General features: G+C 72.0%; 12 protein-coding genes. 5 read left to right on the top strand and 7 right to left on the bottom strand.

Translation table 11 applies throughout. The features are described from left to right. Positions 1-8: 8 nt before the first annotated feature. Complete coding sequence (gene coxB / locus DSM104329_RS20420; RefSeq protein ID WP_259311694.1) at positions 9-890, bottom strand: cytochrome c oxidase subunit II; 882 nt, start codon at positions 888-890, stop codon at positions 9-11. A 107-nt stretch (positions 891-997) separates the two neighbouring features. Here coxB and DSM104329_RS20415 point away from each other — a divergent pair, with 107 nt between their 5' ends. From DSM104329_RS20415 to trxB, 4 genes are all read left to right on the top strand, one after another. After that, positions 998-1,726 carry a gamma-glutamyl-gamma-aminobutyrate hydrolase family protein gene (locus tag DSM104329_RS20415; protein WP_259311693.1) on the top strand — a complete coding sequence of 243 codons (729 nt, stop codon included), beginning with the start codon at positions 998-1,000 and terminating at the stop codon, positions 1,724-1,726. 120 nt (positions 1,727-1,846) lie between these two features. Next, on the top strand, positions 1,847-2,776 hold the full coding sequence (locus tag DSM104329_RS20410; RefSeq protein WP_259311692.1) for a phosphatase PAP2 family protein: 930 nt from the start codon (positions 1,847-1,849) through the stop codon (positions 2,774-2,776). A gap of 1 nt (position 2,777) precedes the next feature. Further along, positions 2,778-3,929 (top strand): lysylphosphatidylglycerol synthase transmembrane domain-containing protein, encoded by a 1,152-nt coding sequence (locus DSM104329_RS20405; RefSeq protein WP_259311691.1) that lies wholly within the window; start codon positions 2,778-2,780, stop codon positions 3,927-3,929. A gap of 20 nt (positions 3,930-3,949) precedes the next feature. Beyond that, positions 3,950-4,966: a thioredoxin-disulfide reductase gene (gene trxB, locus DSM104329_RS20400; protein WP_259311690.1), complete on the top strand. Its 1,017-nt coding sequence runs from the start codon at positions 3,950-3,952 to the stop codon at positions 4,964-4,966. Between the two features lie 13 nt (positions 4,967-4,979). Here the strand turns inward: trxB and DSM104329_RS20395 are convergent, their stop codons facing one another. The 5 genes from DSM104329_RS20395 to DSM104329_RS20375 form a co-directional block, all read right to left on the bottom strand. After that, positions 4,980-6,026, bottom strand: a complete 1,047-nt coding sequence (locus DSM104329_RS20395) for a CehA/McbA family metallohydrolase (protein ID WP_259311689.1) — start codon at positions 6,024-6,026, stop codon at positions 4,980-4,982. Between the two features lie 106 nt (positions 6,027-6,132). Continuing rightward, a complete protein-coding gene (locus tag DSM104329_RS20390; protein ID WP_259311688.1) occupies positions 6,133-7,341 on the bottom strand; it encodes a sugar ABC transporter permease in 1,209 nt (402 codons plus the stop codon). Then, the gene (locus DSM104329_RS20385; RefSeq protein ID WP_259311687.1) at positions 7,342-8,097 is read right to left on the bottom strand and encodes an ATP-binding cassette domain-containing protein; all 756 of its coding nucleotides are present in this window, start codon (positions 8,095-8,097) and stop codon (positions 7,342-7,344) included. A 22-nt stretch (positions 8,098-8,119) separates the two neighbouring features. Beyond that, positions 8,120-9,265, bottom strand: a complete 1,146-nt coding sequence (locus tag DSM104329_RS20380; RefSeq protein ID WP_259311686.1) for a sugar ABC transporter substrate-binding protein — start codon at positions 9,263-9,265, stop codon at positions 8,120-8,122. 16 nt (positions 9,266-9,281) lie between these two features. Next, positions 9,282-10,505 (bottom strand): ROK family transcriptional regulator, encoded by a 1,224-nt coding sequence (locus DSM104329_RS20375; protein ID WP_259311685.1) that lies wholly within the window; start codon positions 10,503-10,505, stop codon positions 9,282-9,284. 122 nt (positions 10,506-10,627) lie between these two features. On the opposite strand from DSM104329_RS20375, the gene DSM104329_RS20370 reads away from it, so the two are divergent. Further along, positions 10,628-11,536: an acetoacetate decarboxylase family protein gene (locus DSM104329_RS20370; RefSeq protein WP_259311684.1), complete on the top strand. Its 909-nt coding sequence runs from the start codon at positions 10,628-10,630 to the stop codon at positions 11,534-11,536. A 24-nt stretch (positions 11,537-11,560) separates the two neighbouring features. On the opposite strand, the gene DSM104329_RS20365 is transcribed toward DSM104329_RS20370, so the two are convergent. Next, the gene (locus DSM104329_RS20365) at positions 11,561-11,839 is read right to left on the bottom strand and encodes a hypothetical protein (protein WP_259311683.1); all 279 of its coding nucleotides are present in this window, start codon (positions 11,837-11,839) and stop codon (positions 11,561-11,563) included. Positions 11,840-11,877: the final 38 nt, after the last annotated feature.

Genomic DNA, 11,877 nt, shown 5'->3' with positions numbered 1-11,877 from the left:
ATCTCAGATCAGGGGTTGGCCTGCGGGTTGGCGTCCAGCTTCTTGCGCGACACCGCGGCCGCGGCGTCCGCGGACTTGGTGTCGTTCTTCAGACGCTCGATGTACTGCTTGTACTCGGCTGGCGAGACGGCCCGCACCGTCGCGATCATGTTCGCGTGGTTGCGGCCGCAGAGCTCCGCGCACTGCCCGTGGTAGACGCCCGGCTTGATGACCTTGAACCAGGTGTAGTTCGTGTAGCCGGGGACGGCGTCCATCTTGCCGCCGAGCTTGGGGATCCACCAGGAGTGCGCGACGTCCTGCGCGCGGATGTCCAGCGTGACGGTGACGCCCACCGGCACGACCATCTCGGTGTACGAGAACGGGTTGTTCAGGTTGTTGTCGTCGCCGTCGGGATACGTGTAGCGCCAGATGTACTGCTGGCCGTTGACGTCGATGTTCAGCGCCTTGCCGTCGGCCGGCACCTTCTTGTTGCCGTGGGCGGCGACCGGCTGCACGATGCCGGCGGCGGCCGCGGCATCGGAGTTCTCGGGGTCGCGGATGCCGGGCAGCGCGGCGAAGGTGACGACGGCCAGGACGACGAGGATGAGCGCGGCGCCGACGGTCCAGGCGATCTCCAGGCGCGTGTTGCCGTGGATCTGCGCGGCGACCGCGCCCTTGCGCGCTCGGAACTTGACCAGGCAGTACCCCAGCGTGCCGATGACCGCGGCGAAGATCACCATCGCGATCGCGAAGGTGATCCAGTAGAGCGTGTCGATGCGGTTCGCGTTGGGGGACCCGCCGCTCTCCGGCGAGAAGAAGTCCGCCATTGCGGCGGGAGTCACGAGAAGGCTGGCGGCGGTGGCGGCTACGGCGGCCAGCGAGAAGATGTATCGGCGAGGAAGGAGGCCCATGAAGCGGCGGGGATGTTAGTGGAGGCTTAGGTTGACGAGGCGTCACGTCGGGCGCGCGAGTCCTGCGGAGGACGGCACGACGCCTGCGGGTCCGGCACTCTATGCCCATGCGCCCACTGATCGGTATCTGCGCCGCGCTCGAGCGAGCGACCTGGAGCGTCTGGGACCTCCAGGCCCACCTGCTGCCGCGCATGTACGTCGACGCCGTCCAGCGGGCGGGGGGCGGTGCGGTCCTGCTGCCGGCCGACCCCGTGTGGGTCGAGGATCCCGACGAGCTGCTCGACCGCATCGACGGGCTCATGCTCGCGGGCGGCTCCGACATCGATCCGGCGGCCTACGGCGCCGAGCGCGACCCGAACACGATCGGAACCGTTCCTGAACGCGACGCGTTCGAGCTCGCGCTGACCCGGCGGGCCTTCGAGCTCGACATGCCGTATCTCGGCATCTGCCGCGGGATGCAGCTGATGAACGTCGCGGCCGGCGGCACGCTCATCCAGCACCTCCCCGACAGCCACGGCCACGAGGACCACCGGCGCGTCAAGGGCACCTTCGACGGGGCCGACCACGACGTCCGCCTCGAGCCCGGCTCGCTCGCGGCGCGGGCGGCGGGCGAGCGGCTGCACGCGACGAAGAGCCACCACCACCAGGGCGTCGGCGAGGTGGGGGAGGGCCTCGTCGTCAGCGGGTGGTCGACGCTCGACGACCTGCCCGAGGCGCTCGAGCGGCCCGGCCTGCGCTTCGCGCTCGGCGTCCAGTGGCATCCGGAGGCCGATGAGACCAGCCGGCTCATCGGGGCGCTCGTCGAGGAGGCCGCCGCGGCCCGCGCGGCCCGCTGAGCGCGCTCGGCCCGGGAGCCGGTGAGACACGGCGTTCCGGCTGCCGGGTCCCCCGAACCGTCCGGACCCGCAAGGTTCCGCCCCGCAGCCGTCAGGACCGCCGTTTATGCTGCACCGGCCGTGCGCCTGTCGACTGCTATGAAGGGCGTCGCCTGGGGCATCGTCGCCGTCGGGGTGGCTGCCCCGCTCGCCAGGCGCAGGGTCCGCCTGCGTCCCCCGGTGGTGGCGGGCCTCGCCGCCGCCGCACCGTTCGCCCTGTGCGTCGCCGTCCCGCGATCGCGCCGGCGCGACGTGGCGGTCTGCGTGCTGCAGATGTGGGCGTACCTCTCGCTGTACGAGATGCCCAACGACGACCCCGAGGCGCTCGAGCGGCGCGTGCGCATCCGCTACCCCGTCGTCATCGACCGCACGCTCGGCCTCGGCCAGCTGCCCGGCGTCCGCCTCCAGCGGGCGCTCGCGCGCGTGGGCGGGCTGCGCCGGCTCGACGCGCTGCTCGTCTGGGCGCACTGGATCTGGTTCCTCGTGCCGCACAGCGCGCTGCTGTACCTGCTCGTCTTCCGGCGCAAGCGCTTCGAGCGCAGCGCCGTGCTCGTCTACGCCGTCTTCGACCTCGGCGTGCTCGTCTACTGGGTCCTGCCGACCGCGCCGCCGTGGTACGCGTCGCGCCAGGGGGTCATCGAGGCCGAGCCCGCCCTGCGCCGCCTCATGGTCGAGCAGGGCGAGGCGTTCTGGCGCGAGCGCTGGGAGCCGCTCTACGGGCTGCTGGCCGGCAACCCGCTGGCCGCCATGCCGTCCCTGCACTTCGCCACCTCCGTCATGGCCGCCTTCGTGCTGGCCGACGCCGGGCCGGTCGAGGGCGCCGTGGCGTGGACGTACGCGCTCACGCTGGGCTTCGCGCTCGTCTACCTCGGCGAGCACTACGTCGTCGATCTCATCGCCGGCCTGGCGCTCGTCCTCGGGATCCGCCGCCTGGAGGCGCCGCTCACGCCGGCATTCCGGACGATCGGCCGTACGGTTGCGGCGCTCGAGATGCGGGCAGCCGGGAGCTGACATGTCTGACGACGTCCGCCTGGAGGAGGCTCGCAAGCATGCGCTTCGGCCGTGGTCGGCGGAATCCATCGCCGAGCTGGAGCGGGAGGCCCTCAACGACGAGGAGATGCCGCGCGTCCAGTTCTCGGGCAAGGCGCTGGCCCTGGGCGTGCTGTTCATCCTCTCGATCGTCGCGTTCCTGTACTTCGTCCTGCCGCAGATCGAGGGCCTCAACGACACGTGGCACCGCATCGAACAGGGCAGTCCGTGGTGGCTCGGCGTGGCCGCGGTGTTCACGGTCCTGTCGTTCGGCGGCTACGTCCTGCTGTTCCACGGGATCTTCGCGCCCGGCGCCCCGCGCCAGCTGACGGCGGCGGAGGCCTACCAGGTGACGATGGCCGCGCTGGCCGCGACCCGGCTGTTCGCCGCGGCCGGCGCCGGCGGCCTGGCGCTGCAGGCCTGGGCGATGCGGCGGTCGGGCATGTCGCGCAAGATGGTCGCCGACCGCACGATCACGTTCCTCGTCCTGCAGTACGCGGTCTACATGGCCTGCATGGTCATCTTCGGCGTGGGCCTGTACGTCGGCCTCTTCAGCGGGCCGGCGCCGTTCGCGATCACGGTCGTGCCCGCGATCTTCGCCGCCGTGGCGATCGCGATCTCGTTGCTCCTCGCGCTGACGCCGACCGACCTGCAGCGCCGCCTGGAGGGCTTTGCGCGGCACGGCGGCAGGCTCGCGCGCCTGGCGCAGAAGCTGGCGACCGTGCCGGCGACGATGTCGCAGGGCGTGCGCGACGCGATCAAGCACGTGCGCGGGCGCGACCCGTCCCTGGCCGGCGCGGTCGCCTACTGGGGCTTCAACATCGCGGTGCTGTGGGCGTCGTTCCGCGCGTTCGGCGACTCGCCGTCGCTGGCGGTGCTCGTCATGTCGTACTTCGTCGGGATGCTCGGCAACCTGCTGCCGCTGCCCGGCGGCGTCGGCGGCGTCGACGGCGGCATGATCGGCGCGTGCATCGCGTTCGGCGTGCCGAGCTCGCTGGCGGTCGTCGCGGTGCTCACATACCGCGCGTTCGCGTTCTGGCTGCCCACCCTGCCGGGCATCGTGGCCTACTTCCAGCTGCGGCGCACGGTCAACCGCTGGAGGGCGGAGCCGCTGCCGCAGACGACCACCGGGTGATTGCTACTATACAAAGTGAAGTGACTGAGACCATCGAGAACGTCATCATCATCGGCAGCGGTCCGGCCGGCTACACGGCCGCGCTGTACACCGCGCGCGCGAACCTCAAGCCGCTCGTCATCGAGGGCTTCGCCTGGGGCGGGCTGCTCCAGCAGACCACCGAGGTCGAGAACTACCCGGGGTTCCGCGAGGGCATCATGGGCCCGGCGCTGATGCAGGAGATGCGCGACCAGGCCGAGCGCTTCGGCACGCGCTTCATCACGGACCTCGCGACGAAGGTCGAGCTCGCCGACGAGCCCGGCGGCGTCCACAAGGTGTGGGTCGACGAGGACGAGCTGCATCACGCGCGCACCGTCGTCCTGGCGATGGGCGCCGAGCACAAGAAGCTGGGCGTGCCCGGCGAGGAGGAGCTCGGCGGCCGCGGCGTCAGCTACTGCGCGACCTGCGATGCGGCGTTCTTCAGGGACGCCGACACGGTCATCGTCGGCGGCGGCGACTCGGCGATGGAGGAGGCGATCTTCCTGTCGAAGTTCGCCAACCGCGTCGACGTCGTCCACCGGCGCGACGAGTTCCGCGCCTCGAAGATCATGCTCGAGCGCGCTCGGAGCATCGACAACATCGTCTTCAAGACGCCGTTCGTCGTCGAGGGCTTCGAGCCGGTCGAAGGCGACAAGCTGCCGACCGCGCGGCTGCGCAACGCCGAGACGGGCGAGGAGGAGCTGCTGCCGAACGTCGGCACCTTCATCGCGATCGGCCACGAGCCGCAGTCGGACATCATCGAGGACCAGATCGACGTCGACGACGAGGGCTACGTGATCACCCAGGGCCGCTCGACGCGGACCAACCGTCCCGGCGTGTTCGCCGCCGGCGACCTCGTCGACCACACGTACCGCCAGGCGATCACCGCGGCCGGGTCCGGCTGTCAGGCCGCGCTCGACGCCGAGTGGTACCTGCGCGACACGCCGCAGGTCCCCACGCCGGAGGGCATGCCCGAGGGCGATCTGGCCGAGGCGCAGTGGGCGCCGCCCGCCGCCTGAGCGCCGCCGCGCATCAGCGCAGGTAGATCGGGTTGCCGAGGATCCATGTGCGCCGGCGTCCGTGGCGCACGAGGTGCGCCGAGACCCGGTAGACGCCGGGCCGGTCCACGTGCGCGCGCAGATCCGCGACGCCGTCGTCCGCCGCGATCACCTCGCCGTCGCGCAGCAGCCGCAGCTCGCAGGCCGTCGGGGTCTGCGCCACGAGCTCCAGCCCGCCGGCCGGAAGCGGCGCCTCGTCGCCCATCGCCACCGTGCCGCCCGCGCCGGCGAAGCGAAAGCCGGTCGCGTCGGCCAGCGAGTCGCGCGCGATGAACGCGCGGCCGGCGGCCATCGCCGCGTACACCCGGGCCGTGTCGCCCGCGGCGTCCCCGGTGGGCGGCGCGTCGAGGAGGACGTGCGTGCGCAGCAGCGCGAAGGTCCGCTCGTAGGCCATCGTCCTCACGAGGACCCGGCCCCGGCGGCGGAGGCCGAACTGGTGGGCGTCCAGCCCGCCGATCGCCGGCACGCGCCGCCGGGCGCCCAGCGCGTCCCAGGCGGCGAGGTTCTCTGCCGGCGGGTCGGCCAGCACCTCGTCCGGGCGCCGCCGGAAGCGCAGCAGCGCACGCGGCGAGCGCAGGTACTCGAGCGTGTCGGTGACGAGGCTCCACACCTCCAGGCCGTCGTAGGGGACGCGCAGGTCCCCCCAGGGCGCGGCGCGTCCGGCCCGGCCGAGCACCCATCCGCCGCGGGAGAACGGGTGCGCGGCGAAGCCGACGCCGCCGGCCTCGTGCACCGCGTCGAGGATCTGGGCGAGCGCGCGGCCGTTGTGGCGCACGGGGGCCGGCGTGCCGAACGCGAGCAGGTGGCTGCCGTGGCTGGGGGAGACCTCGACCCCGACCGCGACGAGAACGTCGCCGTGCCAGCCCGCGTGCGCCAGGCCGCCCATCCGGTCGTGGTCGGTGACCAGCACCGCGTCGGCGCCGGCGCGGGCGGCGGCGGCGGCGATCTCGGAGATCGTGCCCGTGCCGTCGGAGTACACCGAGTGCACGTGCACGACGCAGGTGAGCTCGCTGGTGGTCACTCCGCGACCACGGTACTCGCGGGCCGCCCGCGGCAAGGCAAGGGGCCGGCGAGCGCCCCGAGGAGAGGAACGAGGCCGCGCCGGCCGTCCTACGTCTGGGAGGCCGCTACACCCGGCCCGCGCGCCGCCGGCGAGAGGACGTGAGCGAGTCGACGATCACCGCGAGCAGCAGCACCGCGCCGGTCACCATGAACTTCACGTCCGAGCTCAGGGCCAGCAGGTCCATGCCGTTCGAGATCGACCCGATGACGAGGGCGCCCAGCAGCGCCGACCACACCGTGCCGCGGCCCCCGAACAGCGAGGTGCCGGCGATCACCGGGCCGGCGATCGCCAGCAGCAGCAGGTCGCTGCCGCCCGAGGACTGGTTGACGGCCAGCAGGCGCGAGGCGAGCATGATGCCGCCGCACGCCGCCATCAGCGAGGCGAGCGAGAACACCACGGTGCGCACGGCCGCCGTGTTGATGCCGGCCCGCCGCGCCGCCTCCTCGTTGCCGCCGACCGCGTAGATGTGGCGGCCGAACCGCGTGCGGCGCGTCAGGTAGTCGAAGGCGATGACGAAGCCGACGAGGATCACGAGCGCCAGCGGCAGCCCGCGGTCCTGGTTGACGATCCACACCGTGACCAGCACGGGGACCGCGACCAGCACGATGCGGAAGACGATCGCGCCCACCGGCGGCGCCTCGAGGCCGGCGCGCACGCGGCCGATCCGGCCGCTCAGGGCGATCGCCGCGTAGGCGACGATGAGGGCCACGGCGATGATCCAGCCGACGACGTCGGAGAAGAAGGTGCCGGCCAGATCGACGATGAGCGGGGCGGTGAGGTTGATCGTGCCGGTGTCGCCGAGCACCCACAGCAGCACGCCCTGCCAGCCGAGCAGGCCGGCCAGCGTGACGACGAACGACGGTATGCCGAAGCGCGTGTGCACGAATCCCTGGAACGCGCCGATCAGGATGCCGGCGACGAGTCCCGCGGCGATCGCGGGCACCGCCGGCCATCCGTGCTTGACGTTCAGCACGGCCATGATCGCGGCACAGAGGCCGCTCACGATGCCGACCGACAGGTCGATCTCTCCGAGCAGCAGGACGAGCACGACGCCGACCGAGATCAGGCCGATGCCGGCGATCTGCAGCGTCAGGTTCGTCAGGTTGATCGCCGTCAGGAACCGGTCGTTGGCGATCGCGAAGATGATCCAGATGACCGCGAGGGTGATCAGCACCCGCAGCGAGCCGAACTCGCCCTGCGTGAAGCGGGCGAGGAACTCGCGCGGCGAGCGGGGCATCGCCTCGGCTTCGACCGTGGGGGTCGAGGTGCTCATCTACGCCGCCTCTCTGCCGTTGGACAGTCCGGTGATGGCCGCGACCACGTCCTCGCGGGTCACGTCGGCGACGCGGAAGTCGCCGTTGGTCCGGCCGAGGTAGAGCACGTGGATGCGGTCGGCGACCTCGAACACGTCGGCCATGTTGTGGGTGATCACCACGACGCCCAGGCCGCGTTCGCGCAGTCGCCCGATCAGGTCGAGCACCTGGCGCGTCTGCGGTACGCCGAGGGCCGCGGTCGGCTCGTCGAGCAGCACGACCTTCGGCTCGCCGAGCAGCGACCGCGCGATGGCGACCTGCTGGCGCTGGCCGCCCGACAGCGACGCCACCTCGGTGCGCACGCTCGGGATCGTGGTCGACAGGGTCCCGAGCAGCTCGTTGGCCCGGTGCTCCATCCCCGTCTCGTCGAGCTGCGCACCCAGGCTCGTCAGCTCGTGGCCCAGGAAGAGGTTGCCGACCACGTCGAGGTTGTCGGCGAGCGCGAGGTCCTGGTAGACGGTGGCGACGCCGAGCGCCTCCACCGCCTTGGGACCGTTGATGTGGACGGGCGAGCCGCCGAAGCGGTACTCGCCCTCGTCCTGGGCGTAGATGCCCGACATGACCTTCACCAGGGTCGATTTTCCGGCCCCGTTGTCGCCCACGAGGGCGACGACCTCCCCGGCGGCGACGTGGAAGTCGACGTCGGAGAGGGCCTGCACGGCTCCGAAGCGCTTGCTGATGCCACGGAGCTCGAGGACGGGATTGGCTTCGGTCATGTCGGGCAGTTCCGCCTTTCTCCTAGCTGATGCCTGCGGCGGCGCAGGCCTGCTTGTACGCGCCGGTGCAGATCTGGTCAGCCGTCCAGAAGCCGTCCTTGACGACGGTGTCGGTGACGTTGTCCTTGGTGACCGCGACCGGCTGCAGCAGCACGGACGGGACCTGGCCGGAGCCGTTGTCGGTCTGGCCGTTGACCACGTCGCCGCTGGGCTGCTTGCCCTGCAGGAGGTCGAAGGCGAGCTGGGCGGCCGTCTCGGCCTCCGGCTTGATCGCCTTGTAGACCGTCATGTACTGCTGGCCGGCGAGGATCCGCTGGATCGCGGCCAGCTCGGCGTCCTGGCCGGTGGTCGGGATCTTCGTGGGATCCATGCCCGCGGACTTCATCGCGGCGATCGCGCCGCCCGCCGTGCCGTCGTTCGCGGCGTAGACGCCCTTGATCTTGTCCTTGCCGACGGCGGTGATGGCCTGCTCCATCTCGCTCTGCGCCTTGTCGGGGCTCCAGTCGGGGGTGTCGTACTGCTTGGAGATGTCGACCCCGGCCTGCGAGAAGACATCGTTGCTGCCCTGCTTGAACAGCTTCGCATTGTTGTCCGTCGGAGCGCCGTTGATCTTGATGATCGGCCCCTTTGCGTTGCCGTCCTGCTTGAGCTTCTTGACGAGCGCGTCCCCTTGGAGCTTGCCGACCTTCACGTTGTCGAAGGAGATGTAGTAGTCGACCGGCGCGCCGGTGATCAGGCGGTCGTAGGAGACCACGGGGATCTTCGACTGCTTGGCGCGGTTGACGATCGCCGCGGCCGAGGCCGAGTCCACCGGGTCGAGGACCATGACCTTCACGCCCTCGGTGATGGCCGCCTCGGCCTGGCTCTGCTGCTTGGAGGCGTCCTGGTCGGCGTTGGAGTACACGATCTCGCAGTTGGGGCAGAGCTGCTTCATCTTCGCCTCGAACAGCGGACGGTCCTGTGACTCGTAGCGGGCCGTCTTGGACTCGGGAAGCAGGAGCGCGATCTTGCCGCTCGCGCCTCCACCGCCGCCGGTGGTCGCGGCGGACGTGCCGGCCGCGGTGCCGCTCGACGTGGACGTCGAGCCGCTGTTGTCGCTTCCGCAGGCGCCGAGGGCGACCACGGTCGCCGCGGCGGCGGCGAGCGACAGGATGGATCGAATGCGCATGATCAGGGGCTCCTCCTCAGGACCCTGTGGCGGTCATCCCGCCGGTGGCTTGCATGAGGGTGCGGTCGGCCTCGCCGATGGCGAGCGCCACCGCACCGCGGACTTCGGCGCGCTCTCCGAGCGTGCCGGTGAGGACCTCGGCGTCCTCCGCCGCCGAGGGGATCGCGTAGCGCCGTAGGGCGGCCCGCAGTGGATCGAGCAGCAGGTCGCCGGCGGCGCTCAGGTCGCCGCCGACGATCACCCGCGCCGGGTTGAGCAGGTTGCACAGCATCGCCACCGCGCGGCCGATGTGCCGGCCGGAGTCCGAGATGACGCGCCGGCATCCGGGATCGCCCGCGGATGCCAGCCGGACGACGTCCTCGATCGAGATGCCGGTCCCGTGGGTGCGGCCGAGCTGCTCGAGCAGCCCGGGCGCGGCGGCCACGGTCTCGAGGCAGCCGCGGTTGCCGCAGCGGCACACGTGGCCCTCCTCGTCGACGAGGACGTGGCCGATCTCCCCGGCCGTACCGCCCGCACCGCGGTGGATGCGGCCGCCGACGATCAGCCCTGCGCCGATGCCGGAGGAGACCTTCAGGTAGACGATCTCCTGGGCGCCGCGGCCGGCGCCGAACAGCACCTCGCCGAACGCGCCCAGGTTCGCGTCGTTCTCGACCGAGACCGGCAGGCCCAGGCGGCGCTCCATCTCCGCGCCCGGGTTGACGCCGACCCAGCCGGGCAGGATCGCGCCGTTGCCGACGCTGCCGGTGATGTGGCTGATGGGCCCGGGGACCCCCATGCCCACATTGATCACGCGGTCGCGGGGCACCCCGGCCTCGGCCAGGAGCTGGTCGACCAGGCCGGCGGCCGCGCCGAGGCCCTCGGCCGCCGAGCCGTCGACGTCCATCGTTCGCGTGGACTCGGCGAGGATCTCGTGCGAGAGGTCGGCCACCGCCACGCGCACGTGGGAGTGGCCGAAGTCGATGCCGATCGCCGCGCCGGCCGAGCGGTCGAGCGCGAGCAGCACGGGCGGGCGGCCGGCGCCGCCGCTGTCGCGCTGCTGCTCGACGTCGGTGCGCTCGGCGACGAGCCCGCGGTCGATGAGGTCGGCGACCAGGCTGGAGACGGTGGTGCGCGAGAGCCCGGTGTGCCGCGCGATGTCCGCGCGGCTCGCCAGACCCCGCTCGAGCAGGACGTCGATGACGCGCAGGAGGTTGTGCTCGCGGAGCGACTCGAGCGACCCGGTGCGGGGGGACAGACCCACGGCGAGCGCATCTTCGGCCAGCCGTGGGTATTTGTCAAGAGTCCTGCGTTATGACGACCGTAGGTGGCTGAATATGTCAGAACTGCGAACTAACGACGTGGTCGTATCCTGACGGCCACCCGATGTCGAGCCCCGCCGCCTCCTCCGACCTCGCCGCCCTGCCCCTGGGGCTCGAGGGTCGCCAGGTCCGGGAGCGCGGGACGCTGCCCGAGCTGCTGGCGGGCCAGGGGGGCACTGACGACATCGTCGATCCCGCTCTGTTCGGCCGGCTCGAGGGCCGCCCCGTGCTGGAGGTCGGCGGGCTGGGGGACGGCCAGGACCCGGTCCGCCTGCCGATCGCGGTGACCAGCGCCTGCACGCTCGGGGCGACGTTCTCGATCCCGCTCGAGCAGGCCTGGGCGCTCCTGCCGGCGACCGAGCGGCTCGTGCCGGTCCGCGTCACGCCGCGCCGCGCCGCGATCACCTTCTACGGGACGTCCGTCCGGCGCGGCGGGCTCGGCCCGTACCACGAGCTCGGGGTCGCGCTGCCGGTGCTGCTGGATGCCGAGCGTGTCCCGGCGCCGCTGCCTCCGGCGCTGTGGCGCGACCCGGCGCTCGGCATGTACTGCGCCGAGATGCCGGTCGACAGCGAACGCAGCGCGATCGTGGGGGCGCTGCTCGCCGGGCTGCCCCGGGTCGTCGGCGACACGTCGGTCGACATCAGCGCCAAGGGCGGGACGGCCCGCCTGAGCATGGACGGCCGGACCATGGCGACGATCGACGTCGAGCTGTCGCGGTGGCCGCGCGTGCGCCGCCACGACCTGTCCCACCAGATCTACTCGCTGCTCGAGGGCCGCATCGTGCGTACCCGCTCGTCGATGGTCGGCGAGGGCTACCGCGGCCGGCGCGGGGCGGCGACGGTGAGCCTCGGCGACCATCGCCGCGCCCAGCGGCTCGCCCGCCTCGAGCTCAGCCGCCGGCCGCTCGAGGTCAGCGTCCTGCGCCGGGTGAACCGGATCCTCTGGGCGCCGGAGGACATCGGCCCGATCTGATCTGCGGCGGTGCCGGCGCTGCGCTCAGCGGTGGACGGCGGGCCCGCAGGCCTCGATGTGGCTGCGCAGCTCCTCGGCGCGCTCGGCGGTCCAGCGCTCGGAGGAGACGAGCCGCTCGACGAGCTCGTCGATGGCGTCGAGCGCCTCCTGGGCGGCGGGGTCGGCGTGGACGTCCTCGCAGAACAGGAGCGTGTCGGCCGCGTCGCGGACGATGTCCTGCTCATCAGCCTGCAGCTTCGTCGGGCCGACGTCGGCCAGCATCGCCGTCACCCGCCCATATGCCTGTGCCCGTTCGGAGGTCATCTCTGCCTGCAGACGTTAGCGCCCACCGAAGCGGTTCG

This window comes from Capillimicrobium parvum, from assembly GCF_021172045.1.
Lineage (GTDB): Bacteria > Actinomycetota > Thermoleophilia > Solirubrobacterales > Solirubrobacteraceae > Capillimicrobium > Capillimicrobium parvum.
This window is presented reverse-complemented; position numbering and strand designations above follow the sequence as displayed.